Genomic DNA, 26,608 nt, shown 5'->3' on the forward strand with positions numbered 1-26,608 from the left:
GGCTCCGGGCGGCCTTTTCCGTTGCGGCCCGGCTGGTGCTGAGGGCTGCTTTCCGGCCGGAAAGCAGCCCTCAGCACCAGCCGGCTAGCTCTAGCCGGCGAATCTGGTGACGACGTAGTCCTTTTCGGCGACGCAGGCCAGGACCGACGTGTTCCAGGCGCAGGTGCTGCTGCGGACGTCGCGCAGCAGCCCGAGCTGGACCGGCTCGTCACCGGGGTGGATGCCGACCAGGGTGCGCCCGCTGACCGAGGTGGACAGGGTGTCGGAGAACTGCAGCACGTTCCCGGCGTTCAGGCGGACCGCGGCGCCCGGCGTGCCGGCCCACCGGGTCTTGCCGGTCGCGTCGAACAGGGTGGTCGTGTCGTCGGCGACGGCCAGCACCTCGTCGCCGACCGGGATCAGGGCTTCCGCCCCGGCCGCGGGTTTCCGCCACGCTTCCTGGTGCTTCTTGACGTCGTACGCGATGATCTGCGCCTTGTCCCGTGCGTAGCCGACCGTCTCGACGAAGCAGATCCGGTCGTCGCCGCACGGGGTCAGCGCGTCGACCTGGGCGTCCTTCGGCGCGGTGTAGAGGATGGCCGGCTCGGCGGTGTCCAGTTTCGCCAGGTCGTAGGCGAGCAGCCGATCGCTGCTGGACTCCTCGACGAAGAGCCGGCCGTTGTGGGCGACCATCTTGTCGCTGGTGTACGCCACGTCGGCGCGCGGTGTGCCGGCCTTTCCGGTGCTGACGTCGATCACCCGCGCCGAGCGGTCGCTCGCGATCTGCACGACCTGATCGTCATCGGCCAGATCGGGGGCGAACGGGCGGCCCCGGGAGCCGGCCGGGCCGGTCAGGTCGTCGGGCGTGGTCACGTCCAGGACGGTGCTGCTCGCCGAGCCGTCCGGGTTGGCGGTCTTCCAGCGTTCCTTCCCGGTGGCCAGGTCCAGGCCGCGCAACTGGCCCTGTTCCCGGTCCACCACCAGCACCACCCCGGCACCGAAGTGCACGGTGTCCGAGCTGCCCAGCGTGTACTCCCAGCGGAGTTTGCCGGTTTTGCCGTCGAGCACGACCAGGCGGGCCTGGGAGGTGGTGTAGTCCGGGTCGGAGATCAGCGCGACCGCCCCCGGCAGGGCGATCATCTGGGCCCAGCTGCGGGCCGGCCCGGCCGCCGTGCTCTTCCAGGCCTCCTTGGCCGAGTCCGTGTCGAAAGCGGTCACGCCGACCTGCCCCTGGGCGTCCACGCCGGCGAAGTAGGCGCGGTCGCCGATCACCTCGGCGTCGGACCAGCCGGAGGTGATCGGCGCGATCGGCTGCAGCCGGGCGACCTCCTCCAGCGAGTGGTAATCCAGGGCCGGGAAGGCCGGGCGGAGCAGCAGGGCGGCGGTCACCCCGAGGGCGACGGCCGCGGCCAGGGCCGCACCACCCAGGATCCAAAAGCCTTTCCGGTACGGCGGTGAGCCCGCCCCGGGCCCGCTCCGGAGGTATTCAGGAACGGTCGCGGCGGTGGTGTCAGCCGGAAACGCCGAGGGGCCGGGCGAAGCCGGGGAGGTCGGCGGGTCCATCGAGTAGGGCAGCGGGGCGCCCGAGGCCCGAGCCTGCGCCTCACCCTCGGCCCACGGGTCGACCGGCGTCGCATACTGCCGGGACGGCTCGTCGACGTTGGTGTCCGTGTGCACCGGGGGCTCGTGCGACACGGTCTGCGGCGTGGGCGTGGGGGTCGCGGCGGCGGCGGTGCCCGTGGCGTACGCCAAATTGTCGTGATCTTGATCGTGGGGTTCGGAGCCGGGCATTCGTCGCCTCCACCGTCGTGGTTCCGGCCCGTCATGCTACCCAGGGCCCGCGCGCCGTTCCTGCCCCCTCGGCCGGGGAAAGATGGGTGCTGAAGCGAGACGTACCCACAGCTAGGGTGGCGCCATGCGTATCGAACGCGTGACCGCCGCGGAGGAGATCCACCGAGGGGCCGACCTCTTCGACGCGCCACCGCTCCCGGAGGCGACCCGCCGGTTTCTCGACGACCCGACGCATCATCTGCTGTTCGCCTACGACGACGCGAACCGGCCGGTCGGGATGATCTCCGGGGTCGAGACCACCCATCCGGACAAGGGCACCGAAATGCTCGTGTACGAGTTGGGCGTCGCCCCGCTGGCCCGGCTGCAGGGGATCGGTTCGGCGCTGGTGACCGCGCTGGCCGAGCTGGCCCGGAAGAACGGGTGTTACGGCATGTGGGTGGCCACCGAGAACGACAACGCCGCCGCCCAGGCCACCTATCGGTCGGCCGGCGCATCCGAGGAGACCACGTTCACGCTGCTCAGCTGGGATCTGCTGGCCTGAACGGCGAGGAGCGCGCACCCCCCGAACGGGGCACGCGCTCCTCATACCGGGGGGAGTCTCAGCGGGAGGTCAGGCCCTCGATCGGCTCCTCCAGCATGCGCGGGTCGTCCACCTTGGAGTACGGGGCCTCGGACGGCGCGACCGACGCGGACGGCACTTCGGCCGACGGGCTCACGGCCGACGGGCTCACCGCGGACGGCGCGACCGAGACCGGCACCTCCGACGACGGGATGACGACCGGGGACGGCGAGACGATCCCGGGGCGGGCCGGCGTCGACGAGTACGGCGAGGCACCGACGGTCGGACGGGACGCCGCGGCCCCCTCGGGGAGCAGGTCGGCCGGGGAGACCGGCGATCCGCCGAGCGGCAGGCCGGCCAGGCTGAGCCGGTTCGTGTCGGCGAGCCGCTTGGGCAGGCCGCGCACGTCCCCGAGGTACGGGTTGTCGGTCGACGAGCTCTCCAGCGTGTGGCTGCCGTCGGGCAGGATGCCGCCGACCACCGGGAGACTGCCGACCAGGGGTAGGCGCACCGCGCCGGTGTTCGCGTCGGTGAACGGGACGCGGGGGGTCCGGGGCAGTTCGGTGCCGACCACGTCGGCGGCCGGGAGCGAGCGCCGGCTGTCCTCGCCGCCCGACTCGGGGCGGTCCGGGCGCTGGCCCGGCTTGATCGGGTACAGCTGCTGGCCGTTCTGGCTCACGGTGAGCAGCGGTTCCCGGCCCAGCGGGTCGGTGCCGATCGGGCTGGAGATGTGCAGGCCGTTGGTACGGGCCAGCACATCGCCGACCGGATCGGTGTACGTGCTCGGATCCGGGTACGTGACGTCCGCCTGGGCGGGCGCCGCCCCGAGGAACAGGAGTCCACCGGCGATAACTCCGGCTCCGGCATACCACAACTTACGCACTGATCTTCTCCAGACCACTTCGGACGATGGTTTGCTGGAAATACCCACCAACTCGGACGAATGGTGTCGGATGGGGCAACGGGTGGCCCCACGGGCCGGTAACGGCTGACTACGATTCGTGAACGTGAGTGCGTTGATCCCTTCAGGTGCTGATACCCGTCCCCACCTGGTCGTCTGTGGTGCCGATGCCCTGGTCTGGACTCTTGCCGAAGAGTTGGCGAATTCCCGCCATCGGATCAGGCTCACCGTGATCACTCCGCACAAGATCCGCACCGATGTCCCCGATCTGCGGGCGCTCGAAGAGCACGGCGTCGAGCTGCGTCACGCCGACCGGCTCGACGAGCAGACGTTCCGGGAGGCCGGGCTGGCCGGCGCCAGCGGGCTCGCCCTGGTGATGCCCGACGACATGGTCAACCTGCACGCCGCCCTCTGCGCCCGCGAGGTCGAGGAGAAGCTGCGCGTGGTGGTCCGGATGTTCAACACCGGACTGGCCGGCAGCGTGAGCCGGATCTTCACCGACAACGTGGTGCTCTCGGACGCGCAGATGGCCGGGCCGGCGTTCGTCGCGGCGGCCCTCGGCGAGGTCGCACCGACGCACTTCCGCCACGGCGACCGGACGCTCTACGTCGCCCACCGCTCCGACGTGCTGCCCCGCCGTGTGATGGTCACCCTGGCCACCCACGTCGGCGCCGACGGCGACGAGGCGGTGCTGCCGGCCGAGCCGGCCCCGGGCGCCGACCGGCCGGACGATCTCGTGCTGGCCGAGGCGGTCGGCACCTCGGGCGAGGGCGACGTGACCCGCCGCCTGCTGGCCCGCTCCGGCCGCCGGCGGCGCCCGTTCACCGGCCTGGCCCGGGCCCTGCGCGCCGCACTGAACCGCAAGCTCGGCGTCGCCGTGCTGATCACCCTGGTCACGACCGTGCTGGCCGGTGCCGTGCTGAACGCCTGGGACGACACCCACCACAACCTGTGGCAGTCGATCTACGTCACCCTGATGACCGCGGTCGGCGCCTCCGATGTGGAGGACAAGCGCAACGCGGTCGCGCAGGCCGCCCAGCTCGTGCTCACCGTCGCCGGCCTGGCGCTGCTCCCGCTGATCACCGCGGCCGTGGTGGACGGCATGGTCAACGCCCGGCTCGCCCTCAGCCAGGGCCGTCTGGCCGGGCAGCTGCGCGACCACATCGTGCTGGTCGGGCTCGGCAACGTCGGCACCCAGGTGCTGCGGCAACTGCACGACCTCGGCGTACGCGTCGTCGCGATCGACATCCACGCCGACGCCCGCGGCGTGAAGTCGGCCCAGCGCCGCGGCATCCCGGTGATCGTCGGCGACGCGTCCCTGGAGGAAACCCTGCAGGCCGCCCAGATCGCCACTTGCCGCGCGCTGGTCGTCGTCTCCACCAACGACCCGGTGAACCTGCAGGCCGCGCTGCACGCCCGGGCCATCCGCGACGACCTGCGGGTGGTGCTGCGGCTCTTCGACGACGACTTCGCCCAGCGGGTCGGCTCCGCCTTCGACATCAGCACGTCCCGCAGCGTGTCCCGGCTGTGCGCCCCGGTGTTCGCCGCCGCCCTGCTGGAACGCAACGTGCACGCCAGCATCCCGGTCGACCGGCACGTGCTGCTGGTCGGCACGGCCACCGTGCACGCCGGGTCCAGGTTGGACGGTGCCCTGCTGAGCGACGTCGACGAGCCGGGGGAGGCGCGGGTGATCGGCATGTCGGCGGCCGGCCAGGAGTGGATCGACTGGCGGCCGGACCCGCGCCGGGTGCTCGCCGCCGGTGACCGTGTGCTGGTGGTCGCCCGGCGGCGGGCGTTGCGGGCGCTTACCGGTTAGACCAGTTCCTCGGCCTCGACGCCGAGGACCGCCTGCTCGTCCGGCTTGTTGACCAGCACCTCGGTCAGATAGGACTGGACCGCCGGGCCCATACCGACGTCCTTGCCGGCACGCTCGGAGAGCAGCCACTTGTGCTGGATGATCTGCGAGAAGATCTCCTGCGGTTCGAGTTTGCGCCGCAGGTTGACCGGCACCGCCCGGACCACCGGCTCGAACACCTCGGTCAGCCAGCGGTGGGCGGCCTGCTGCTCGTCGGTCAGCGCACTCTCGGCCCGGTACGTGTCCAGGTCGTTCAGCAGCTGGCGGGCCTGGTTCTCCTCGGCGTCCAGGCCGGTCAGGCGCATCAGCCGGCGGGTGTGATACCCGGCGTCGACGACCTTGGGCCGCACCCGATAGCCGTCGTCCACCGTGGACATCGACACCTCGGCGACGTCGAAGCCCATCTCGTTGAGCCGCCGGATCCGCTTCTCGATGTGGTGCCGGGCGTCCCGGGCGACCTCCTGCTCATAGGTCACCTCGTGCCACAACCGCTCATACCGCGCCACGATGTCGTCGACCACGGTCTCCGGGTCGATCGACTCGTGCAGCAGCTCGGCCGCCTGCAGGTCGAGGCACTCGCCGAAGATGTTCAGCCGGAGGATCTCGATGTCCTCGCTGCGCTGCCCCTCGGAGAGCTTCGGGTAGAGGTTGCCGGTCTCGGCGTCCACGAGGTAGGCCGCGAAGGCGCCCGCATCCCGCCGGAAAAGCGTGTTGGAGAGCGAGCAGTCGCCCCAGGAGAAGCCGGTCAGGTGCATCCGCACGATCAGCGCGGCCAGCGCGTCGAGCAGCCGGTTCATCGTGTCTGGGCGCAGGACGCGGGAGAACAGGGCCCGGTAGGGCAGGGAGAACTGCAGGTGCCGGGTGACCAGCACGGTCTCCAGCGGCTCGCCCTCCTTGGTCTGCCGGTCGGTGGCGATGGCGATCGCCTGCACGGCCGGGAAGTCGATCCGCTCCAGGGCGCGGAGCAGGTCGTACTCCTTCTCGGCGATGCGCTCGCGAGTCTCCTTCATCGCGTAGACGACATCGTTGAGCTTCACGAACCGGACGACGTGCCGCGAGATGCCCTGCGGGAGCGCGACCAGGTGATCGGCCGGCCACTCCTCCAGCGGCACGTGCCACGGCAGGTCCAGCAGCGCGGGGTCGATGAGAGCGGAGGTGATGCGCACTGCCCAAGTGTGCCCGGTTCCGTTCCGCGTCGCGCTCGTACGTGGCTCGTTACACAGGTGCGAAAACGCCTAACAACGTACCGGGAGTGGCATGCGACGCAAGACAGGAATCGTCGTCGGAGCCTGCGCCGCCCTTGTGCTGGCCGGGGTGGCCGGTGCGGTGACCGCGCGCGGCAGCGATGGTCCGGTCGGGGCCCGGCCGGAGGCGCTCGGGGTGCCGCGTACTCAGGTGGCGGCCGAGGGCCCTCTGTCAGCGTCTTCACCGTCGCGGACCCGTACCACCGAGGCTGCGACCGCTGCGCCGACCGTCGATATTCCGAAAAAGCTCGACAAATCGCCGCTCGCGGAAGTTGCCCCCCGCGAGCGGGTCCTGGAATCGACAACGGCAGGTTCCACCGCCCCCGGCCGCCAGCGCGTCGGCGAACTCCTCAGCGTCAGCTCGATCCTCGGCTACCTCGCCGGACCGCCGTCGAAAACCTTCAGCTACCCCGGCGCCTCGTACGTCAAGCTGCACTTCGCCCGCATGGCGATGCTGCCCGGCGACTACCTGACCGTCTCGAACCCGGACCGGACCGAGTCCTACCGCTACGAACCCGGCACCGACGACAAGTGGGCGATGTCGATCACCGGCGACACCGCCGTGGTCGAGGTACACCGGGCCGTCGACCCGCTCGGCCTGCGCTCGGCGCTGGAGGGGCTCGGCGTCGACGTCGACCATGTGGCGCGGGGTTACAGCCGTACCGAGCAGGCCCGAATTCCCGAACAGGCCTCGGTGCGTCCCGGGCGGACCGGGCGCGAGGAATCGATCTGCGGGCCGGACACCTCCACCGACGCGGTCTGCTACCAGTCGACCGACCCGGTCGCCTACGTCAAGTCGAAGGCGATCGCGCGACTGCTGATCAACGGGACCGAGCTGTGCACCGGGTGGCGGGTCGGCCCGAAGAACCTGATGCTCACCAACAATCACTGCCTGACCACCTCGGAGGAGGCGTACGACACCGAGGTCTGGTTCAACTACCAATGCGCCAAATGCGGTGGGTACGACGTCTTCAAACCGACCAAGGTCTGGGGCAACCAGGTCCTCTCCACCGATCACCTGCTCGACTACACGCTGTTCAGCGTCGACGGCTTCGACTCGATCGAGAAGTTCGGTTACCTGACCCTCGACACCGCGCGGCCGGCCAAGGGCACCGAGCTCTACGTTCCGCAGCACCCGGCCGGTGAGCCGACCCGGATCGCCGGGGCCAAGGGGGAGAAGGCCGGGAACTGCGCGGTCGACAACCCCGACTACACGGGCTACGAGGCGCACTCCGACGTCTCGTACTTCTGCGACACTGCGGGCGGCTCGTCCGGATCGCCGGTGCTGTCCCGCAAGACCAACAAGGTGGTGGCGCTGCACCACTTCGGCGGCTGCCCCAACTCGGGCGTCCGAGGCGACCTGCTGGCGGCCAAGTTGAAGACGTACCTTTAATTTGTACTGATGATCGAACGCCGCGCCCTGTCCTGGTGGCCCGACATCCTGCTGCTCGCGGGATTCGTGGCGCTGACCGTGGCGCTGATCCAGGGCCACCTGCTGACGATCGATCAGCGGGTGGCCGGCTGGGCTTTTGATCACCAACCGCCCGTTCCGTACTGGATCGCCCGGGTTTTTAATTATTTCGGCCAGGGTGGTCAGGTTCTCACCCCGATCGGCCTGATCCTGACCGGCGTGCTGTTCTACCGGACCCGATCGGTGCGCGCGCTCTTCCCGTTCATCGCCGCCTATGTCGTGACCTACCTGACGATCGGCCCGATGAAGCTGTACTTCGACCGGGCCGCACCCAGCTACCAGGGCCCGTTCAAGGTCGAGATGTTCAACCCGGTCGCCAGCGGCATCTACAGCCGGAGCTATCCCTCCGGGCACATGGGCAACTCGCTGGTCTGGTACGCCGTGCTCGGCATCCTGATCGCCGCCCTCCTCGGCCGTGCTCTGACCCGCCGCGAGTTCCTGGCCATCCGCGTCCTGCCGGTCACGATCGTCTTCGCCACCACGGTCTACACGGGCTTCCACTGGCTCACCGACTCCATCGCCGGCCTGCTCCTCGGCCTGCTCCTGGCCCGCCTGGTCGAGCGCATCCCCTGGAACACCATCCCGCTGCCGCAGCGTCCCTGGACCGGTCCGGCTTTCTAGACCCAGATCGGGTACGGCCATAGCCACGGTCCCGTCCCTGGCGGTCAGGTCGGGGTGTCGGCGAGGCGGTTCAGCAGGGCCGGGACAGCAGCGAGCAGGCGCTGCTCCTCCGGGGTGAGCTCGGCGGCGATCGCCGACGCCACCCACTCGCGCCGGGCCGCCCGGTCGGTGTCCAGCGCGTCCGCCCCGGCCGGAGTCAGGGTGATCACGAAGCCGCGGGCATCGGCCGGGTTCGGCGCGCGGCTGACGAACCCGAGCGCGTCCAGCTCGCCGACCGTACGGCTCATGCTCTGGTGTTTGACCCGGCGCAGCGCGGCCAGCTCGGCGATCGTCCTCGACCCCTCGCGGCTCAGGTAGCCCAGCGTCTCCGCGTGCGTGCGGGGCAGCGAGTCGGCCTGGGCGCGGGTGGTCCGCACCAGCCGCCCGATCGCCTGCCGCAGTTGCTCGGCTATATCCGACAGATCCGGTTCGTTGCTCGTGGCCACGACGATAATGTACAACAGTGTTGTACAAATTGCGGTGGGAGGACACGAGATGCAATTGACCAAGTACGGCCACGCCTGCGTGACCCTGGAACAGGACAGCCGCCGCCTGGTCATCGACCCCGGCAGCCTCACCCCGGAAGACGCGTTCGCCGGAGCCGACGCCGTGCTGATCACCCACGAACACTTCGACCACTACAGCCCGGAGAAACTGGCCGCCGCGCTCGCCGCCAACCCGGCCCTGCAGATCTGGACCAACGCATCAGTCGCCGCGGCCTTCGACAGCGACCCGGCCCGCGTCCACGTGATCGGCGACGGCGACACGTTCACCGCCAACGGATTCGAAGTTCGCGCCTACGGCCAGTGGCATGCCGAACTGCACCCGGACATCCCCCGCGTGCCGAACGTCGGCTTCCTCATCGACGGGGCGGTCTTCCACCCGGGCGACGCCCTGACCGTGCCGGACGTGCCGGTGCAGACCCTGCTGCTGCCGGTCCACGGACCCTGGTCCCGGGTCGCCGACCTGATCGACTGGGTGCGCGAGGTCAAACCGGAACAGGCGATCGGTGTTCACGACGGCGCCCTGAACTCGGTCGGTGTCGCGATGCTCGGCAACTTCCTGGGCCCGCAGGGCCCCGCACCGACCGGAGTCCCCTACGTCCACCTGGCCCCGGGCGAATCCCACTGATCATGGTGGGTCTCCCAGGCTCAGCCCCGGCCTCTCCCCAGACCCCACCCCAACCGAGGGGGCAGACCGCCCACCAGCCATTATCCCGGAAATCCGAAGATCAAGTTTGGGGCCTGTGGACAACTTGCTGGTGTGGATAACCGGCCGGCGCGCAGGGCAGGCTTAAGCGCTGGTCAGGCGCAGGGCCGGGCACGCGAGCCGCATCGACGCCGGGCGGCCGACTCCCGGATTGCTCAGCCGAGAGGCCGCAGATCGCCGGTGTTCGGGAGCCGGGAGCCGGGCCGGTTTGCGGCTGGTCGGGAGCCGAGCTGGTTCCGCGGCTGGCCTCAAGCGCAGCGGGCTGCTCAAGCGCAGCGGGCTGTTCAAGCGCAGCGGGCTGCTCGGATGCGGCCGGCTGCTCAGGTGCAGAGGCCGGCCCCACCCACCCCTCAAACGCCGGCCCGCAACACCTGCTTAAGCTCCAGCTCCGGGCTGAGGACCACGACATCGGCCCGGAGCCCAGGCGCCAGAGAACCCCGATCGCCGAGGCCGAGCAGCCGAGCCGGCGTAGTCGACGACATCGCCGCCGCGGCGACCAGCGGCAGGCCCGCGGCCACGGCGTTGCGGAACGCCACGTCCATGGTCAGCGTGCTCCCGGCGATCGACCCGCCCTCGGCCAGCCGCGCCACCCGATCGGCCACCACGACCGCTTGGCCGCCGAGTTCGTAGGATCCGTCCGGCATTCCGGCCGCGTCCATCGCGTCGGTCACCAGGATCGACCGTTCCGGTCCGGCGGTGCCCGCGGCGAAGGCCAGCATCCCCGGGTGTAGGTGGATGTTGTCGGCGATCAGTTCGACGGTCGCGGTGGACGAGAGCAGGCCGATGACCGGCCCGGGTTCGCGGTGGTGCACCGGCCGCATCCCGTTGAACAGGTGGGTTGCCACGGACGCGCCGGCGGTGACTCCGGCGTGGGTCTGCTCGTAGGACGCGTCGGTGTGTCCGACGGCGGCGAGGACTCCGGCGTCGCGCAGGTGGGTGATTGCTTCCAGGGCGCCGTCGAGTTCGGGGGCGACGGTCATCATCCGTACGGCGCCCTCTCCGATCTTGATGATCTCGGTGATCTCCGACATCACGGGGTCGCGCAGGAACAGCGGGTTCTGCGCGCCGCAGCGGACCGCCGACAGGTACGGCCCCTCGAAGTGGATGCCCGCGATCACGCCGGAGTCGACGAGCGGCTTGTAGGCCAGGGTCGCCGAGCGCATCAGTTCGAACGGGGAGCTGACCAGGCTGGCCAGCATGGTGGTGGTGCCGTGGGCGAGGTGGAATTCGGCCGCGCCCCGGGCCGCGGACGGGTCGCCGGTGGTGAACGTGTGCCCGCCGCCGCCGTGGCAGTGCAGGTCGATGAAGCCCGGCACGATCACGTCGTCCCCGGCCGTGTCGTCCGGCTCGATCGAGCCGATCAGCCCGTCGGCCAGGGAGAGGTGACCGCGCACCACGGATGTGGTGGTGACGATTCGGCCGGAGAGGCGGGTCATGCGGGGCTTCCCAGGGAGTCGAGGGCGAGCAGGGCGGCGCCCAGGCAGCCGGCGGTGTCACCCAGCTCGGCCCGGACGATGTCGGGGGTGCGGTGGAAGGTGATGCGCCGAGCGAGCGCGTCCCGGACCGGTACGAGGAGCCGGTCGCCGGCCTCGGCCAGTCCGCCGCCGAGCACGACCACGCCGACGTCGAAGAGGGCCTGCGCGGTGAGCAGCCCGTCGGCCAGGGCTTCGACCGCGTCCTGCCAGACCCGGATGGCCAGTTCGTCGCCGGCGGCGGCGCGGGTGGCCACGTCGTACGCGGTCGCGTCTTCCTGCCCGGAGAGTTCCGCATATCGGCGGCCGACGGCCCGGGCCGAGGCCTCGGTCTCCAGGCAGCCGCGCGAGCCGCAGCCGCACGGGATGCCGCCGGGGCGGACGATGACGTGCCCGATCTCGCCGGCCGCGCCGTGCGCCCCGGAGTATCCGGTGCCGTCGACGACCAGGCCGCCGGCGATGCCGGTGCCGATCGCTACGAAGAGCACGTGGCGGCGGCCGCGTCCGGCGCCCAGGCGGGCCTCGGCCAGGGCCCCGGCGCGGACGTCGTGGCCGAGCGCGGCCGGAAGTCCGAGACGGCGGCCGGCCAGTTCGCGCAGCGGCACGTCGCGGAAGCCGACGTTGGCCGCCCAGACCGCGACGCCGGTGACCTCGTCGACCACGCCGGGCACGGCGATGCCGGCGGCGATCGGGGTGAGCCCGTCGGCGCGGGCCTTGGCGGCCAGCCCTTCGGCGATTTCCAGGATGCTCTCGGTGAGGGCGGCCCCGCCGCGTTCGGCGTGGGTCGGGTGGCGTTCCTGGTGGTGCACGACGCCGTCCGGGCGGACCAGGGCGCATTTCATGCCGGTGCCCCCGACGTCGAGGGCGATGACGACGCTGTCGCTCCGGGCCTGCGTTGTCGTGCCCTCCTGGCCCTCGCCTGGGAGGCCGCTGCCATGTGCGGGTGGCTGCCGCTCGGTGCGGTCGGTCACGACGGGAGCGAGTCGGGCAGCACGATCGAGCGGGTCAGACCGCTCGGGTTGTCCGGGTCCAGGCCCTGGGTGGTGGCCAGGAGCACGGCCACGCGCTGGGCCAGGACCAGGTCGGCCATCGGGTCGAGCGGCGCGCGCCCGCCGACCCAGCGGCCCAGGGACGCGTATCCGCCGTGGTGGCGGCTGTGCACGAACGCGGCCCCGCGCGCCTCGACCTCGTCGGCCAGGCCGGCCGGGACGTCACCGAACGCCCACACCACGCGGCGCGGGCCGGCGATCGAGATCGGGCCGTGCCGGTAGTCCATGGCCGGGTACGACTCGGTCCAGAAACCGGCCGTCTCCCGGCACTTCAGGGCGGCTTCCTCGGCCAGGCCGACGGTCCAGCCCCGGCCCAGGAAGGTGATCTGGTCGGTCAGCGCCGGGTGCACCGGCAGCGGCAGCCGGACGGCGACCTCGGCGTCCATCGCGGCGACGTCGATGTCGTGGCCCAGGTGCGCCCGGAGCAGGGCGAGCACGCTGGTGGCGAAGCGGGTCTGCACGACCGAGCGCTCGTCGGCGAAGTCCAGCACGACGGCGTCACCGGCGATGTCGACGGCCGGCTGGGCCGGGTCGGCGGTGATCACGGTGACCGGGGTGTTCTGCCCGACGGCGCGCATCACGTCGAGGGTCTCGGTGGTGGTGCCGGAACGGGTGATCGCGATGAGGCGGTCGTAGCGGCGCCCGTACGGGAAGTCGGAGGCCTGGAAGGCGTCGGTCTCACCGTGCTCGGCCTGCTCGCGCAGCACCGCGTAGGACTTCGCCATGAACCAGGAGGTGCCGCAGCCGATGACAGCGACCCGCTCGCCCCGGGCCGGCAGCCCCGGCGATGCGGCCAGTTTCGCGGCCTGCCGCCAGCAGTCCGGTTGGCTGGCGATCTCCGCCTTAACGTGCGTCATGGCTCATCCTCACCGGTTGTGCTGCGCATTTACGCTCGGTAGCCGGGTATTTCGCGCGTTATTGTGCTCATGACGCTGGCGCGGGGGCAAGTACCGCGCACGGGCTCTCTTTGCTTCGTGGCCTTTCGCGCACTAATGTGCACACACTTATCATGGAACGTGCATCGGGGAGTCTGGGTGGACCGGTACGCGCGGTGGAATGCCCTGCTGGAGCTGCTCACCGACAGTGGGCGAGTGACCGTCGAGGAGGCCGCGGAGCGCCTCGACGTCTCCCAGGCGACCATCCGGCGTGACTTCGACCAGCTCGCGCAGCAGCAGATGATCACCCGTACGCGCGGGGGCGCGGTCGCCAACGGCGTGTCGTACGACCTTCCGTTGCGCTACAAGAGCGCCAAGCACTCGGCCGAGAAGCAGCGCATCGGCGAGGCCGCGGCCCGCCTGGTCACCCCCGGCACGGTGGTCGGTCTGAACGGTGGCACCACGATCACCGAGGTCGCCCGCGCGCTGGCCGTGCGCCCCGACCTGAACGCGGGCGGCGAGGGCTCCCAGCTGACCGTCGTCACCAACGCGCTGAACATCGCCAACGAGCTGCTCGTCCGCTCCCGGATGAAGATCGTGGTGGCCGGTGGCGTGGTCCGCCCGCAGTCCTTCGAGGTGGTCGGGCCGCTCGGCGGGGCCCTGCTCAAGGAGGTCACGCTCGACATCGCGCTGCTCGGGGTCGACGCGCTCGACGTCGAGCTGGGTGCGGCCTCGCACCACGAGGGTGAGGCGGCCATGAACAGCCTGATGGTCGCCCGGGCCAAGCGCGTCGTGGTCATCGCCGACTCGTCCAAGCTGGGCAGTCACGCGTTCGCCCGGATCTGCCCGATCACCCAGATCGAGACCCTGGTGACCGACTCCGGCGCCTCCTCGTCGACCGTCGCCGCGTTCCGTGAGGCCGGCGTCGAGGTCATCGTCGCCTGAAAGATCAAAACCATTTGCGCGTACGGGGGTGAGTACGCACCGTGGTCGGCCCCCGAGATTGGCGCTGATCACTTAAGGTGCGGCGATGACCGCCGTACTCGAGATATCAGGGCTGCGGAAGACGTATCGCGGCCGAAAGGGTGTCCGGAAGGCGCTGGACGGCTTCGACATGGTGGTGGAAGCCGGCCAGGTGCACGGCTTCCTCGGCCCGAACGGTTCGGGCAAGACGACCACCCTGCGTACGCTGCTCGGCCTGATCAAGCCGAACGAGGGGCGCATGGCCATCCTCGGCCAGCCCGTCCCGCACCACCTGCCGCAGGTCGCCGGGCAGGTCGGGGCCATCGTGGAGAGCCCGCAGTTCTTCGGCAACTTCTCGGCCGAGACGACCCTGTCCCTGCTGGCCGACGCCGGCGGGGTGAACAAGCTCCGGGTGCCGGCGGTGCTCGAACTGGTCGGCCTGCGCGACCGGTCCAAGGATCGGGTGAAGACGTATTCGCTCGGCATGAAGCAGCGGCTGGCGGTCGCGTCCGCGCTGCTCAAGGAGCCGAAGCTGCTCATCCTGGACGAGCCCGCGAACGGCCTGGACCCGGGCGGCATCCGGGAGATGCGCACGCTGATGCGGGACCTGTCCGAGTCGGGCATGACCGTGCTGCTCTCCAGCCACATCCTCGGCGAGATCCAGCTCATCTGTGACTCGGTGACGATCATCTCGGCCGGCCGTCGGGTCGCCGCCGGTTCGGTCTCCGACGTGCTGGCCAGTCACACCTCGTCCTCGGTGCGGGTGCGGCTGGAACCGGGCGTGGACCTGAACGCCGCCGCCGAGCTGCTGCGCGCGGCCGGGGCGGCGATCACCGTGGAGAGGGATCACTTCACCGTGGGGAACGCGAGCAATCCGGCTCAGATCACGAAGTTGCTGGCCGAAAGGCAGATCTACGTCTCCGAGCTGACCCCGGTCTCGGCCGATCTTGAGGACGTGTTCCTCCAGCTCACCGGCACCGCGCCGGTCGACGGGGCGAACCGGCAGGTCGACCAGGTCACGGCGAGCCAGGGTGGGTGGGGTCAGTGAGCCTGTTCCGGGCCGAGACGCGACGCCTCTCGAAGCGGCGTTTCACCAAGTTCTTCGTGCTGATGGCGCTGCTCGTGCTCGGGCTGGTGGCCGGCGGCACGGCGTACACGCACGAGAAGACCACGGCCACGACCCGGGCGGCGGCCGAGGCCGCGGCCGACCGGGAGTACCAGGACCAGCTCCGCTACGCCGACCAGGCGAAACAGGACTGCGCGAAGAACCCGGCCCCGTACGGCGGGAACTGTGACGGCCTCGTCCCGCCGACCCGCGATCAGATCCCGTCCGACCAGTTCCTCACGCCGCAGTTCAACTTCCGTGAGGACTTCTCGGTCATGGTGACCGTCTGGGCGGCGCTACTGGCGCTGGTCGCGTTCGTCATCGGGGCGTCCTTCGTGGGCGCCGAGTGGAACAGCGGCGGCATGATGAACCTGCTGCTCTGGCGGCCGCAACGGCTGCGGGTCCTGTCGACCAAGCTGTCCGCGCTGCTGACCTGGCTGTTCGGGTTGAGCGTGGTCACCGGTGCGGCCTGGACCGGGCTGTTCTGGCTGATCGCGACGCTGCGCGGGACGACCGAGAAGATGACCCCGGGGGCCTGGCAGTCGCTCGGGCTGACCGGTCTGCGCGGCTTGGGCCTGGTGCTGGTGGCCGGCGCGATCGGCTTCGGCGTGGCGTCGATCGGGCGGCACACCGCGGCGGCGCTGGGCGCGGCGATCGGCGTGATCGTGATCTTCCAGTTCGGCCTGGCCATCGTGCTGAGCCTGGCCCGGGTCCGGTTCTACGAGATCTATCTGCTGCCGGCCTGGATCGGGGCCTGGATGGCCAAGTCCTACGAGGTCGTCGACTACAACGCGCCCTGCGATTACTCGGCCGTCAACGGGTGTGAGGCGCCGACCTTCACCGTTACCTGGGAGATGGCCGGAACGTTGTTCGCCGCCGTGTCAATCATCATTGTGGGTGCCGCAATGTGGACGATCCGTAGGCGCGATATCACCTGAGGTAGCGTACGCGGAGATCGCTGGTCGCGATTATGCTGGTGATCTCCGCGTAAATATCTGTAGTGACCGATGTCTTCCGTCAGGGGAGTGCCATGCAGCCCGCCGCCGAACCGACCGGTGACCAGCCGGTCGAGGAGCAGCAGCACATCCCCGCGCCCCGCACCGCGGAGACCGAGGCGCTGCCGCCGGCACCCCCGGTCGAGGCCGCACCGGCCCTGTCCGAGCGCGAGGAGCAGATCCTCGCGTTCGAGGCCAAGTGGTGGAAGCACGCGGGCGCCAAGGAGCAGGCGATCAAGGACTCGTTCGGCCTGTCCTCGACGCGGTACTACCAGCTCCTCAACGCCCTGCTCGACAATCCGGCCGCGCTCGAACACGATCCGGTCCTGATCGGCCGCCTGCGGCGGCTCCGATCGACGAGAGCCCGGACCCGTCGCCGTTAGCCGTGGTCAGGCTTGGCGCTTTTCCGCGTACGTCTCCAACCACGCGACCTGGGCGGCGTCGAGAGACGGGCGGATGCGGTCACGGGCGGCGTTCACGTTGGCGAGGGTGATCGTCGACGCCTCCAGCGAGTCCCGCATCGCGGCCAGCGCGGACTCCCGGATCAGGGCCGCGCAGTCGGCCGCCGAGAACCCGTCGAGGTCCGCACCCAGCGCGTCCAGGTCCACCGACTCGTCCAGCGGCACCGCCCGGGCCGACGCGCGCAAGATCGCCGCCCGGGCCTGTCCGTCCGGCGGCGGCACGTAGATCAGACGCTCCAACCGGCCGGGCCGCAGCAGCGCCGGGTCGATCAGATCGGGCCGGTTGGTCGCCCCGATCACCACCACGTTGCTCAGCTCCTCCACCCCGTCCAGCTCGGTGAGCAGCGCCGCGACGACCCGGTCGGTGACCCCGCCGTCGGTGCCCTGGCCGCGGGCCGGGGCCAGCGCGTCCACCTCGTCCAGGAAGACGAGCGTCGGCGCGGCCTCCCGGGCCCGGCGGAACAACTCCCGCACCGCCCGCTCGCTGTCACCGACCCACTTGCTGAGCAGCTCGGCACCCTTGACCGAGAGCACATTGGCCTTGCCGGTGCCGGCGATCGCCTTCACCAGGTACGTCTTCCCGCAGCCGGGCGGGCCGTAGAGCAGCACCCCGCGCGGCGGCGAGACCCCCAGCCGGGCGAACGTGTCCGGATAGGTCAGCGGCCACAGCACCGACTCGGTCAGCACCTGCTTGACCTCGGCCATGTCGCCGACGTCGTCGAGCGTGACCGCGGCGACCTCCAGCGTGGACTCGGCCATCGAGGTGGGGCGGACCACGTCCAGCGCGGCCTCGAAATCGGCCATCGTCACCGTCGGCGACTCGGACACCTTCTGCCGCAGCGCCGCCCGGACACCGGCCTCCCGGGCCAGCGCCCCCAGGTCGGCCGCGACGAAACCGGGGGTACGGCCGGCCACGTCGTCCAGCCGCACGTCCTCGGCCAGGGGCATCCCGCGGGTCAGCACGCCCAGCTGCTCGCGGCGCATCGCGGCATCCGGCAGCGGCACGGTCAACTGGACGGCCAGCAGGTCGGGCGCGCGCAACGACGGATCGACCGACTCCGGCTTGCTGGTGGTGCAGACCACGGCCGCGCCGGACGCCACCGTCTCGGCCAGGACCTGGTGGAACACGGTGGAGATGGGGCCCGGCTCGTCCCGCGGGGCGAGCGCCTCGACATCCGAGATCAGCAGCACCGCGGGCCCGCCGCTCCGCACCTCGCCGGTCAGGGCGCGCAGCCGGCGGGCGGCCGCGTCGTTGGTGAGCGCGGCCAGCTCGGGGGCCCACACCGGGTGGACGTCGGCGCCGACGGTGGCGGCGACCGCCCGTACCAAAGCGGATTTTCCTGATCCTGAAGGTCCTGAGACCAGAACCCCCAAACTCATCTTGGTGCCGAGCTTGGTCAGCACCTCACGATGGTGGAAGCCCAGATCGAGCAGTTCCTCCAGCTCCTTGGCCTGCGAACGGAGACCGGGCAGGTCGTCGATGCTGGGCGGCGGAACCTCGGGATCGGTCGAGGCGGGCGCCTCCGGACGCATGCTCCGGACCGTGGCCGTGCCCCCCGCCGCGGCCGCCGACGGCCCGTCCTGCCAGGCCACCACCGTGTCCATGGTGACCAGCGCGGCATCCGCGGCGTCGACCTCGACGACGGTCAGCAGCGTGCTGGTCCACGCGTAGCCCACCCGGTTGGCCAGGCTGCGGCGGGCCGCCTCGACCAGCGACCGGTGCCCGGCCTCGGGCAGCACGTCCTGCGGCAGCAGCGACACGTCGTCACCGGTGCTGACCACCTTGCCGAGCAGCGCCAGGCGCAGCATCTCGGGCGAGACCACGGCGACGATCTCGGGAGCGCCGGTGAGCGTCACCCGCCGGGCCCCGGTCACCGGGATCGGAGTGACCGTGACCTGGCCACCGTCGCGCATGCCGAGGTTGCCGAGGGTGAGGTCGTCGGCGTAGAGCAGGGCCCGGCTGGCCCCGGCCTCGGCCCGGGCCGCGATCCCGGCGGTCACCCGGCTCCCGGCCAAGCGGACCGGATCGCCCGGATTCAGGGCCAGGGCGGCCATCACCTCCGGATGCAGGCGGACGATGCCGCGCCGGGCGTCCAGAGCCGCGGGCCGCAGGGTCACGGTCAGCGTGAGATCATCTGCCACCGCGGATGCCTCCGATTGATCGTCTGGGGCTTACCGGGTCAACGCTATCCGCCCGGGGGTCGTTCGAGGCGCCCCGCGGCGACGGGGGAAAGGCTGTATCCATGAAGTGCCGTCTGGCCGTGATGACCGCAGTGCTGCTCGCCGCCGGGTTGGCCGGTTGCAGCGACGACAAAACGCCGGAGGCGCAGACGCCGGCCGCATCATCGCCGTCCCTGTCGTCCCCGTCGCCGGAGACGAGCCCCGAGACTCAGCCGTCTCTGCCGGAGGCGCCGAGCGTCGCCGGCCGCACGGACCTGACCACGGTCGCGGCCAACGGCTTCGGGCCGTTCGAGGTCGGCGCCACCCGTACCCAGCTCGAAGGCGACGGGTTGATCGAATCGGTCAAGGACCTCGGAGGCGGCTGCGCCACCGCGACCGGGGCCACCGTCTTCAACCCGCCGGCGCTGACCTTCGCCCAGGGCAAGCTGACCCAGGTCCGGGTGACCAGCGGCGAGGGCTTCGGGATCGGCCAGAGCCTGGCCGAGGTTCAGGCCGCCTACCCCGGGGGCAGCACGGTCACCGGCCTTGGCGGGGCGACCGGGTACTCCGTACCGTCCGGCGCCTACGCGCTGCTCTTCGAGATCAAGGCCGACAAGGTCAGCGCGATGGCCGCGGGCGACGCCGCCACCGTGTCGAAGCTGTTCACTACCGGTCAGGGGTGCTGAACCGGCCTTCACAGGTCCTGCTCAGGCGGGCCCGGCTAGGTTGGGCGCCATGTCAGCGTTACCCCGGGTGACCCGGCGCCGGGCGGTCACCGCCGCGGTGGCGATCGTCCTGATCGCCGCCGCGACCATCTACGCCGTGCTGCCCGAGAGGGTCGCCTGGACAGCTCAGGACCTGCGGATCACCGTCCGCTCCGGGCCCGCCGACGACCAGCCGGTCGACCTCGACGCGCGTTTCCTGTTGCCGCGGGACCGCTCCGGGAAGGTGCCCGCGGTGCTGCTCGCCCACGGGTTCGGCGGGTCCAAGGACTCGGTCCGGTCGGATGCGGAATCCCTGGCCGCCCGCGGGTTCGCGGTGCTCACCTGGACCGCGCAGGGCTTCGGCCGCAGCACCGGCGAGATCCACCTGGACAGTCCGGACTACGAGGTCAAGGACGCGCAACGGCTGCTCGACTGGCTGGCCGCGCGCCCCGAGGTGCAGACCGACGCGGCCGGTGACCCGCGGGTCGGCGTGGTCGGCGGCTCCTACGGCGGCGCCCTCGCGCTGCTGCTGGCCGGGCAGGACCAGCGGGTCGACGCGATCGTCCCGTCGATCACCTGGAACGACCTGAGTCGCGCGTTCCTCCCGCAGGCGGCCGACACCAGCGCGACCGGCGTGTTCAAGAAGGGCTGGGCCGGCGTCTTCTTCGGCTCCAGCTCGGGCGGGGACAACCCGGCCTGCGGGCGCTTCGCCGCCGACGTGTGCGCGGCCTACCTGTCGATGGCCACCTCCGGCACGCCCGACCAGGCCAGCCTCGACCTGCTGCGCAAGTCCAGCCCGGCCACCGTGCTCGACAAGATCAAGGCACCGACGCTGCTGATCCAGGGCGCGGTGGACACGCTCTTCCCGCTCTCCGAGGCCGACTACAACGCCAAGGGGATCGCCGCCACCGGCACGCCGGTCAAGGTCGCCTGGTTCACCGGCGGCCACGACGGCGGCGCCGGGCCGGGCTCGGATCAGGACCGGGTCAAGTTCCTCACCGCCCAATGGCTCGACCACTACCTCAAGGGCGACGGCGCGACACCCGACGACGACTTCACCTGGTCCCGCGTGGCCGGGTTCAGCGCGATGGATCGTGACCTGGTCACCAACGGGTATTCGACCTCGTCCTACCCGGGGATCACCGGCAGCGGCAACACCCAGGTGGCCGTGACCGGCTCGGCCCAGCCGATCGCCAACCCGCCGAACGGGAACCCGGGGGCCATCTCGTCGCTGCCCGGCCTCGGCAGCCGCCTGTCCTCGCTGCTCAGCGGCAACGTCGCCACCGACCTGCCGGGCCAGCACGCCACGTTCGCGACCGCGCCGCTCGCCGGGGCCATCGACGTCGCCGGCTCGCCGACGGTACGGGTGCGGGCCGCCTCGCCGACCGGGGAGGCGGTGCTCTTCGTCAAGCTCTACGACCTCGATCAGAGCGGCACGCCGACGCTCAGCGCCGGACTGGTCGCCCCGGTCCGGCTCACCGGCCTACCCACCGACATCGGCGCGGCCCAGCCGGTGACCGTCACCCTGCCGGCGATCGTCCGGCGACTTGAGGCCGGCCACACCCTGCAGATCGTCGTCGCCACCTCCGACCAGGCGTTTCTCTCACCGGCGGCGCCGGCCACCTACACCGTGGCGGTCGACGGGCCACTCACCCTGCCGACCCTGGCCGGCACGCCGATCGCCTCGCCGGCGGCAATTTACTGGTACGCCCTGGGCGCGCTGATCGCCGCCGTGCTGCTCGGGCTGGCGGTGCTGCTGCTCGTCCGCCGGGCCCGTCGCCGCCGCCGGGTGACCTCGGTGAACGCCGAACTCGCGGACACGCCGCTGGTGGTCACCGGGCTGCGGAAGGCGTACAAGGACGGGTTCGTCGCGGTCGAGGAGATCAGCTTCACCGTCCAGCGCGGCCAGGTCGTCGGCCTGCTCGGACCCAACGGCGCCGGCAAGACGACCACGCTGCGGGTGCTGATGGGCCTGACCACGCCGACCGCCGGTGAGATCCACGTCTTCGGGCACCGGCTCGTCCCCGGCGCGCAGATCCTGTCCCGGGTCGGCGCGCTCGTCGAAGGCCCCGGCTTCCTGCCACACCTGACCGGGCATCAGAACCTGGAGGCGTACTGGCGGGCCACCGGCCGCCCGTGGGAGGACGCCCGCTTCGACGAAGCCCTGGAAATCGCCGGACTCGGCTCGTCGGTGCACCGGCGGACCAAGAACTACAGCCACGGCATGCGCCAGCGGCTGGCCATCGCCCAGGCCATGCTCGGCCTGCCCGAACTGCTGGTCCTCGACGAACCGACCGACGGGCTCGACCCGCCGCAGATCGCCGAGATGCGCCGGGTGCTGCAGCGGTACGCCACCGACGGGCGGGCCGTGCTCGTCTCCAGCCACCTGCTGGCCGAGGTCGAACAGACCTGCACCCACGCCGTCGTGGTCAACAAGGGGCGGATCGTCGCGTCCGGCCCGGTCGACGACATCGTCGGCGAGTCGCCGTCGGTCACCATCGACGTGACCGACGTACCGGCCGCCACCGAGATCCTCACCGGGCTGGGCGTCCGCTCGGTCACCCCGGACGGCGCGAGCGGCCTGATCGTCGACATGAACGGCACACCGCGCGCCGAAGTGGTCGCATCCCTGGTCCGCGCCGGTGTCGGCGTCGACCGGGTGGTGCCGCGCCGCCGCCTCGAAGACGCGTTCCTGGCCCTGGTGGGCGACAACTCGCGGGGAAGTGGAGACCGATGAGCGGGCTTGTGAGCGAATCCCCGGGCACCGTCGAGCGTGGCCAGGCGTCGAGCGTTTCCGCGGCGGTGGGATACCGCCCGTCCCGGACCCTGCCGATCGTCGCCGAGATCCGACGGCAGGCGTCCCGGCGCCGCACCCAGCTGGCCCTCGGCTTCATGGTGCTGCTGCCGCTGATCATCCTGGTCGCGTTCGAGTTCGGTGGCGGGAACGGTGACGACGACAGCAACGGCGGCGGCGCCTTCAGCAGCCTGGTCGACCTGGCCACCTCGGGCGGGCTGAACTTCGCGCTGTTCTGTCTGGCCGTGTCGGCCGGCTTCCTGCTGGTGGTGGTCTTCGCGCTCTTCGCCGGAGACACCGTGGCCAGCGAGGCGAGCTGGGGAAGCCTGCGGTACCTGCTGGCCATCCCGGTCCCGCGGGCCCGGCTGCTCGCGGTCAAGCTGGTGGTGGCGCTGGGCTACGCGTTCCTGGCGCTGTTCCTGCTGGCCGGGACCGGACTGCTGGTCGGGACGCTGCGCTACGGCTGGCATCCGCTCGGCAGCACCATCGCGTCGCAGATCCCGCCCGGTCAGGGTGTGCTGCGGCTGCTCGGCATCCTCGCCTACCTCGCCGTGATCCTGCTGGTCGTGGCCGGCCTGGCCTTCCTGCTCTCGGTCCTCACCGACGCCGCTCTGGGCGCGGTCGGCGGGGCGGTACTGCTCTGGATCCTCTCCAGCATCCTGGACCAGATCACCGCGCTCGGCTCGATCCGCAACGCCCTGCCCACCCACTACAGCGACGCGTGGTTGGGGCTGCTGTCGACCCCGGTCCAGACCGAGGACCTGGCCAAGGGCGCGATTTCGGCGATCATCTACGCGGTGATCTTCTGGGGTGTCGCCTTCTTCCGCTTCACCCGCAAGGACATCACCTCCTGACCCGCCCAAGCCCCACGACCCGACCCGCCCACGCCTCGCGCGCTCGCCGCTGACCGACTTGGCGGCCCGCGAGCCGCGGCTGGGCCTCTTGTGGCAGCCACGTCGCGGCGTTGGCCCTGGTCCGGCCTTCGCAGCGCGGGTTGCGTGCTCAGCTGGTGCTGAGGGTTGTTTCCGGCCGTTTTTGGAGCCCTCAGTGCCAGCCGACGGGCGGGACCCCGCGGCTGGGGCTTGGGTGGGCCGCAGCCTCGCGTGGGCTGACGCACAGGACGTTGGTGGGCGGTTTCGGGCGTGGGCGGGTTTGTTGCTCTGAGCGCAACCAGCCGACCACGTCGCCCTTTCGGGCGTCGCGTTTTGGCCGCGCCAGCGGCCTGCGAGGGTCGGAAGGGTCCCCGCGGGAGCGACGGTCTGTACCCCGGCGGACCTGGGACATGAAGAATTTGAACTTGATCTTCGAAGGGTTGAGGCCGGCCCGCCGATGTGGGGGGTCGCTCACACATCGGGAAGTCACTGGGGAGAAGGCGAAGCTTCGTCGTAAGCTTCGGGAAACAACTGAATACCTCATCCAGAGGGGCAGAGGGAACGGCCCTGTGAAGCCCCGGCAACCACCGCAGATGTCTCGATGACGAGGCCGCCCGCGGCAGGTGCTAATTCCGTCCTGCCGGCAGGTCGCCGGTGGGAAAGATGAGAGGGAAGGCCTCGATGACGTCTACCGTCAGTGCATCCGCTGCTATCACCACCTCGCCCGCCCGCGGCCTGATCTGCCGTGCGTGCCGCGCTGAGTACCCGCTGGCCGCCCAGCACGCCTGTTACGAGTGTTTCGGCCCGCTCGAGGTGGCCTATGACGAGGCCGCTCTCGCGCGGGTGACCCGGGCCCAGATCGAGGCGGGCCCGCAGAACATCTGGCGCTATGCGGCGCTGCTGCCGGCGGGGCAGGACCCGGCGACCCGGGTGACCCTCGATCCCGGTCTGACGCCGCTGGTCAGTGCCCCGCAGCTGGCCGCCGAGCTGGGCATCACCGGCCAGCTCTGGATCAAGGACGACTCGCAGAACCCGACCCATTCGTTCAAGGACCGGGTCGTGTCGGTGGCGTTGACCGCCGCCAAGGAGCTGGGCTTCACCCGGTTCTCCTGCGCCTCCACCGGCAACCTGGCGAATTCGGTGGCCGCCCACGCGGCCCGGGCCGGGGTGCCGAGCATCGTGTTCATCCCGAGCGACCTGGAGCAGGGCAAGATCGTCACGACCGCGGTCTACGGTGGTGAGCTGGTCGCGATCGAGGGTTCCTACGACGACGTGAACCGGCTCTGCAGCGAGCTGGTGGAAACGGACGAGTTCGAGGACACCGCGTTCGTGAACGTGAATGTTCGCCCGTTCTACGCCGAGGGCTCGAAGACGCTCGGCTACGAGGTCGCCGAGCAGCTCGGCTGGCGCATCCCGCAGCAGGTGGTCATCCCGATGGCCTCCGGTGAACTGCTCACCAAGGTGGACAAGGCGTTCAGCGAGCTGGTCGAGATCGGACTGGTCGACGCGCCCGAGGGCGGCTGGACCGTGTTCGGCGCCCAGTCGCAGGGCTGCAACCCGATCGCGGTGGCGCTGCACAACGACACCGACGTGATCACCCCGGTGAAGCCGACCGGCATCGCCAAGTCGCTGAACATCGGCGACCCGGCCGCCGGGCCGTACGCGATCGAGGCCGTCCGCCGCACCGGCGGCTGGATGGACTACGCGAACGACGACGAGATCCGGGCGGGCATCAAGCTGCTGGCCCGGACCACCGGTGTCTTCGCCGAGACGGCCGGCGGCACCACCGTCGCCGTCCTGAAGAAGCTCGTCGAAAGCGGCAAATTGGACCCGGCCAAGGAGACCGTCGTCTACAACACCGGCGAGGGTCTGAAGACGCTCGACGCGATCGCCGCCGAGGTCGGCCCGACCCACCGGATCAAGCCGTCTCTGAAGGGTGCTCGCGAGGCCGGCCTGCTGGGATAACTGTCGGTAACCGGTTATCTGCCGGTTGTCGAATATTCCTTCCTCCGAGGACTTGCGCGCCGATCTCCGGATCGGCAGGATGCTTGTCGCGGGAGGACGCGACGCCGTAAGTGGGCCCCTCACCTGAGCTTGGCGACAATCTCCGAGGGATCCCAACGACCCCAGCGCTGACCCAATGGCTACGGCCGGAGGCGCTGTGCGTTCCGTCCTCCCGACCAAATCTTGCGCAGCCACGGCCGCAGTGGCAGATCCTCGGGATAACCGCCGTCGAGCAGTCCGGCGTGGCGTTCGAACCAGTTGCGCACACCCCAGGACCCGGTCGTCATGTAGGACCAGCCACAGGCGACCCAGTAGGCCGGGAAGAACAGCGGGCCGAGCACCGCGTACTGCCCGGCGTGGCGGCTCTCGTGCGCGAGCAGGGCGGCCCGTTCCTCGGCGAGCAGCCACTCGGCGCTGCGCCGCGTGATGATCACCGAACCGACGGTGAAGCAGGACGCCGGCGGCATCGGGAGTTTCCAGTGCTCGGCGATCAGCACGCCGTCGCGCCCGCGGCGGACCCTCGTCCGGGTGACCAGGGCGAGCAGCAGCCCGGCGCCGGTGGTCCCGTTCGCGGCGGTCAGAACCGTCCGGGCGAGGTGCCGGCGTCGGGCCGGCATCAGATCCGCCGGCGCATCTGCAGCTCGGTCAGGACGGGCACGGTGGGATGCGGCAGGCGCAGGCCGGTGTCTTCGAAACCCAGTTTCTCGTACGCCCGGACGGCCCGCCCGTTCCCCACGACGACCTCCAGCATCAACTCGTGCCGCCCGGCCGCGGTCGACCAGTCGGCCACCGCCTCGATCATCGCGGCCAGCACCTTCCCGCCCCGGTGGGCCGGGGTCAGGTAGACCGAGAAGACAACTGTGACCAGCGGCTCGTCCGGGATCGCGGTGCCGCCGGCGTGCCCGATCAACGGCCCGTCCCCCGGGTCGGTGATGAACTGGGCCAGATCCGGCCCCTCGGCCGCCATGCCGACCCGCTGCCGGTAGCCCTCGTGCGAGCGGGCCGCGGCCTGGGCCAGCGTCTCCAGGTAGGCGAGGGGACTGTCGGCCAGCATCTCCAGCCGCAGGGCGCGCAGGCGGCCGGCGTCCCGCTCGGTGACCCGGCGAACCGTCCAACTCTCCATGTCGTCCTCCCTACCCGCAGCGGCGGGCCGGGGCAACCTTCTTGCCCTAAACAGGACCGGTACGAGTGCTGCGTCACGCGGGTTCGCCGACAGCTGAAGGGAGGACCGGCGGTGGCCTCTGATCAGGGCTTGAAGATCTTTAGCCGGTTTGCGGACCGGGCCGGAGGGTTTCGCGGGAAGATGGGGTTTCTTGCACTCGGTACCCCGGAGTGCTAAACAAGTGATTGGCACTCGCGACCCGTGAGTGCCAGCAGGTCGGGACGGTGGGGTTCCGGTCGCGGCGCCGCCATCGGTGCCGGGACACGAAACCGGTCGTCGCGGGCTTTCCGGCTCGGCCTGAGGACGTCACATCGCCAGGTGGT

General features: G+C 70.9%; 23 protein-coding genes and 1 riboswitch. Of the genes, 13 read left to right on the plus strand and 10 right to left on the minus strand.

Annotation, left to right across the window (positions count from 1 at the left end; translation table 11 throughout):
* Positions 1 to 90: 90 nt before the first annotated feature.
* Entirely contained in the window at positions 91 to 1,770 is a 1,680-nt protein-coding gene (locus ACSHV8_RS43265; RefSeq protein WP_436525821.1) for an outer membrane protein assembly factor BamB family protein, read from the minus strand.
* A gap of 124 nt (positions 1,771 to 1,894) precedes the next feature.
* Here ACSHV8_RS43265 and ACSHV8_RS43270 point away from each other — a divergent pair, with 124 nt between their 5' ends.
* A complete protein-coding gene (locus ACSHV8_RS43270; RefSeq protein WP_436525823.1) occupies positions 1,895 to 2,311 on the plus strand; it encodes a GNAT family N-acetyltransferase in 417 nt (138 codons plus the stop codon).
* Between the two features lie 58 nt (positions 2,312 to 2,369).
* Here ACSHV8_RS43270 and ACSHV8_RS43275 read toward each other — a convergent pair whose 3' ends face one another.
* Positions 2,370 to 3,212 carry a hypothetical protein gene (locus tag ACSHV8_RS43275; RefSeq protein ID WP_436525825.1) on the minus strand — a complete coding sequence of 281 codons (843 nt, stop codon included), beginning with the start codon at positions 3,210 to 3,212 and terminating at the stop codon, positions 2,370 to 2,372.
* 124 nt (positions 3,213 to 3,336) lie between these two features.
* Here ACSHV8_RS43275 and ACSHV8_RS43280 point away from each other — a divergent pair, with 124 nt between their 5' ends.
* Positions 3,337 to 5,046, plus strand: a complete 1,710-nt coding sequence (locus ACSHV8_RS43280; RefSeq protein ID WP_436525827.1) for an NAD-binding protein — start codon at positions 3,337 to 3,339, stop codon at positions 5,044 to 5,046.
* On the opposite strand, the gene ACSHV8_RS43285 is transcribed toward ACSHV8_RS43280, so the two are convergent.
* Positions 5,043 to 6,251, minus strand: a complete 1,209-nt coding sequence (locus tag ACSHV8_RS43285; RefSeq protein ID WP_436525829.1) for a DUF4032 domain-containing protein — start codon at positions 6,249 to 6,251, stop codon at positions 5,043 to 5,045. The two genes, ACSHV8_RS43280 and ACSHV8_RS43285, sit on opposite strands and share 4 nt — an antisense overlap.
* Positions 6,252 to 6,342: 91 nt before the next feature.
* Between ACSHV8_RS43285 and ACSHV8_RS43290 the strand changes: the two genes are divergently transcribed.
* On the plus strand, positions 6,343 to 7,722 hold the full coding sequence (locus tag ACSHV8_RS43290) for a trypsin-like serine peptidase (protein ID WP_436525831.1): 1,380 nt from the start codon (positions 6,343 to 6,345) through the stop codon (positions 7,720 to 7,722).
* A gap of 9 nt (positions 7,723 to 7,731) precedes the next feature.
* Entirely contained in the window at positions 7,732 to 8,421 is a 690-nt protein-coding gene (locus tag ACSHV8_RS43295; protein WP_436525833.1) for a phosphatase PAP2 family protein, read from the plus strand.
* 44 nt (positions 8,422 to 8,465) lie between these two features.
* On the opposite strand, the gene ACSHV8_RS43300 is transcribed toward ACSHV8_RS43295, so the two are convergent.
* Positions 8,466 to 8,906 (minus strand): MarR family winged helix-turn-helix transcriptional regulator, encoded by a 441-nt coding sequence (locus ACSHV8_RS43300; RefSeq protein WP_436525835.1) that lies wholly within the window; start codon positions 8,904 to 8,906, stop codon positions 8,466 to 8,468.
* Between the two features lie 49 nt (positions 8,907 to 8,955).
* Between ACSHV8_RS43300 and ACSHV8_RS43305 the strand changes: the two genes are divergently transcribed.
* Positions 8,956 to 9,591: an MBL fold metallo-hydrolase gene (locus tag ACSHV8_RS43305; protein ID WP_436525837.1), complete on the plus strand. Its 636-nt coding sequence runs from the start codon at positions 8,956 to 8,958 to the stop codon at positions 9,589 to 9,591.
* Positions 9,592 to 10,019: 428 nt separating this feature from the next.
* Here the strand turns inward: ACSHV8_RS43305 and nagA are convergent, their stop codons facing one another.
* The 3 genes from nagA to ACSHV8_RS43320 form a co-directional block, all read right to left on the minus strand.
* Positions 10,020 to 11,105, minus strand: coding sequence for an N-acetylglucosamine-6-phosphate deacetylase (nagA, locus tag ACSHV8_RS43310; protein ID WP_436525839.1), 1,086 nt, complete (start codon positions 11,103 to 11,105; stop codon positions 10,020 to 10,022).
* Positions 11,102 to 12,010 carry an ROK family protein gene (locus ACSHV8_RS43315; RefSeq protein ID WP_436537209.1) on the minus strand — a complete coding sequence of 303 codons (909 nt, stop codon included), beginning with the start codon at positions 12,008 to 12,010 and terminating at the stop codon, positions 11,102 to 11,104. Before ACSHV8_RS43315 ends, nagA begins: the two co-directional genes overlap by 4 nt.
* Positions 12,011 to 12,108: 98 nt before the next feature.
* Positions 12,109 to 13,047 carry an SIS domain-containing protein gene (locus ACSHV8_RS43320; RefSeq protein WP_436525841.1) on the minus strand — a complete coding sequence of 313 codons (939 nt, stop codon included), beginning with the start codon at positions 13,045 to 13,047 and terminating at the stop codon, positions 12,109 to 12,111.
* A 177-nt stretch (positions 13,048 to 13,224) separates the two neighbouring features.
* Between ACSHV8_RS43320 and ACSHV8_RS43325 the strand changes: the two genes are divergently transcribed.
* The 4 genes from ACSHV8_RS43325 to ACSHV8_RS43340 all read left to right on the plus strand — a co-directional run bounded on the left by ACSHV8_RS43325 (position 13,225) and on the right by ACSHV8_RS43340 (position 16,511).
* Positions 13,225 to 14,010 (plus strand): DeoR/GlpR family DNA-binding transcription regulator, encoded by a 786-nt coding sequence (locus ACSHV8_RS43325; RefSeq protein WP_436525843.1) that lies wholly within the window; start codon positions 13,225 to 13,227, stop codon positions 14,008 to 14,010.
* Between the two features lie 85 nt (positions 14,011 to 14,095).
* Positions 14,096 to 15,076, plus strand: a complete 981-nt coding sequence (locus ACSHV8_RS43330) for an ABC transporter ATP-binding protein (protein WP_436525845.1) — start codon at positions 14,096 to 14,098, stop codon at positions 15,074 to 15,076.
* The gene (locus tag ACSHV8_RS43335; protein WP_436525847.1) at positions 15,073 to 16,071 is read left to right on the plus strand and encodes an ABC transporter permease subunit; all 999 of its coding nucleotides are present in this window, start codon (positions 15,073 to 15,075) and stop codon (positions 16,069 to 16,071) included. The genes ACSHV8_RS43330 and ACSHV8_RS43335 overlap by 4 nt, the downstream gene beginning before the upstream one ends.
* A 92-nt stretch (positions 16,072 to 16,163) precedes the next feature.
* Positions 16,164 to 16,511 carry a DUF3263 domain-containing protein gene (locus ACSHV8_RS43340; protein WP_436537211.1) on the plus strand — a complete coding sequence of 116 codons (348 nt, stop codon included), beginning with the start codon at positions 16,164 to 16,166 and terminating at the stop codon, positions 16,509 to 16,511.
* Between the two features lie 6 nt (positions 16,512 to 16,517).
* On the opposite strand, the gene ACSHV8_RS43345 is transcribed toward ACSHV8_RS43340, so the two are convergent.
* On the minus strand, positions 16,518 to 18,731 hold the full coding sequence (locus ACSHV8_RS43345) for an AAA family ATPase (protein WP_436525849.1): 2,214 nt from the start codon (positions 18,729 to 18,731) through the stop codon (positions 16,518 to 16,520).
* Positions 18,732 to 18,832: 101 nt separating this feature from the next.
* Here ACSHV8_RS43345 and ACSHV8_RS43350 point away from each other — a divergent pair, with 101 nt between their 5' ends.
* The 4 genes from ACSHV8_RS43350 to thrC all read left to right on the plus strand — a co-directional run bounded on the left by ACSHV8_RS43350 (position 18,833) and on the right by thrC (position 25,084).
* Entirely contained in the window at positions 18,833 to 19,435 is a 603-nt protein-coding gene (locus ACSHV8_RS43350; protein WP_436525851.1) for a hypothetical protein, read from the plus strand.
* A gap of 49 nt (positions 19,436 to 19,484) precedes the next feature.
* A complete protein-coding gene (locus ACSHV8_RS43355) occupies positions 19,485 to 22,190 on the plus strand; it encodes an alpha/beta fold hydrolase (protein WP_436525853.1) in 2,706 nt (901 codons plus the stop codon).
* The gene (locus ACSHV8_RS43360) at positions 22,187 to 23,101 is read left to right on the plus strand and encodes an ABC transporter permease (RefSeq protein WP_436525855.1); all 915 of its coding nucleotides are present in this window, start codon (positions 22,187 to 22,189) and stop codon (positions 23,099 to 23,101) included. Before ACSHV8_RS43355 ends, ACSHV8_RS43360 begins: the two co-directional genes overlap by 4 nt.
* Positions 23,102 to 23,656: 555 nt before the next feature.
* Positions 23,657 to 23,789, plus strand: a riboswitch (SAM riboswitch).
* 11 nt (positions 23,790 to 23,800) lie between these two features.
* A complete protein-coding gene (gene thrC, locus ACSHV8_RS43365) occupies positions 23,801 to 25,084 on the plus strand; it encodes a threonine synthase (RefSeq protein WP_436525857.1) in 1,284 nt (427 codons plus the stop codon).
* A gap of 179 nt (positions 25,085 to 25,263) precedes the next feature.
* Here thrC and ACSHV8_RS43370 read toward each other — a convergent pair whose 3' ends face one another.
* On the minus strand, positions 25,264 to 25,740 hold the full coding sequence (locus ACSHV8_RS43370; RefSeq protein WP_436525859.1) for a hypothetical protein: 477 nt from the start codon (positions 25,738 to 25,740) through the stop codon (positions 25,264 to 25,266).
* Positions 25,740 to 26,246, minus strand: coding sequence for an N-acetyltransferase family protein (locus tag ACSHV8_RS43375; protein WP_436525861.1), 507 nt, complete (start codon positions 26,244 to 26,246; stop codon positions 25,740 to 25,742). The genes ACSHV8_RS43370 and ACSHV8_RS43375 overlap by 1 nt, the downstream gene beginning before the upstream one ends.
* Positions 26,247 to 26,608: the final 362 nt, after the last annotated feature.

Source organism: Actinoplanes sp. HUAS TT8 (assembly GCF_051380535.1).
Lineage (GTDB): Bacteria > Actinomycetota > Actinomycetes > Mycobacteriales > Micromonosporaceae > Actinoplanes.

Bases quoted from the DNA above. Each gene is read 5' to 3' on its own strand.
- ACSHV8_RS43355 (WP_436525853.1), top strand. From the start codon at position 19,485: ATGTCAGCGTTACCCCGGGTGACCCGGCGCCGGGCGGTCACCGCCGCG.
- nagA (WP_436525839.1), bottom strand. From the start codon at position 11,105: ATGACCCGCCTCTCCGGCCGAATCGTCACCACCACATCCGTGGTGCGC.
- ACSHV8_RS43295 (WP_436525833.1), top strand. From the start codon at position 7,732: ATGATCGAACGCCGCGCCCTGTCCTGGTGGCCCGACATCCTGCTGCTC.
- ACSHV8_RS43330 (WP_436525845.1), top strand. From the start codon at position 14,096: ATGACCGCCGTACTCGAGATATCAGGGCTGCGGAAGACGTATCGCGGC.
- ACSHV8_RS43265 (WP_436525821.1), bottom strand. From the start codon at position 1,770: ATGCCCGGCTCCGAACCCCACGATCAAGATCACGACAATTTGGCGTAC.
- ACSHV8_RS43270 (WP_436525823.1), top strand. From the start codon at position 1,895: ATGCGTATCGAACGCGTGACCGCCGCGGAGGAGATCCACCGAGGGGCC.
- ACSHV8_RS43375 (WP_436525861.1), bottom strand. From the start codon at position 26,246: ATGGAGAGTTGGACGGTTCGCCGGGTCACCGAGCGGGACGCCGGCCGC.
- ACSHV8_RS43370 (WP_436525859.1), bottom strand. From the start codon at position 25,740: ATGCCGGCCCGACGCCGGCACCTCGCCCGGACGGTTCTGACCGCCGCG.
- ACSHV8_RS43305 (WP_436525837.1), top strand. From the start codon at position 8,956: ATGCAATTGACCAAGTACGGCCACGCCTGCGTGACCCTGGAACAGGAC.
- ACSHV8_RS43340 (WP_436537211.1), top strand. From the start codon at position 16,164: ATGCAGCCCGCCGCCGAACCGACCGGTGACCAGCCGGTCGAGGAGCAG.
- ACSHV8_RS43320 (WP_436525841.1), bottom strand. From the start codon at position 13,047: ATGACGCACGTTAAGGCGGAGATCGCCAGCCAACCGGACTGCTGGCGG.
- ACSHV8_RS43350 (WP_436525851.1), top strand. From the start codon at position 18,833: ATGAAGTGCCGTCTGGCCGTGATGACCGCAGTGCTGCTCGCCGCCGGG.
- ACSHV8_RS43290 (WP_436525831.1), top strand. From the start codon at position 6,343: ATGCGACGCAAGACAGGAATCGTCGTCGGAGCCTGCGCCGCCCTTGTG.
- ACSHV8_RS43360 (WP_436525855.1), top strand. From the start codon at position 22,187: ATGAGCGGGCTTGTGAGCGAATCCCCGGGCACCGTCGAGCGTGGCCAG.
- thrC (WP_436525857.1), top strand. From the start codon at position 23,801: ATGACGTCTACCGTCAGTGCATCCGCTGCTATCACCACCTCGCCCGCC.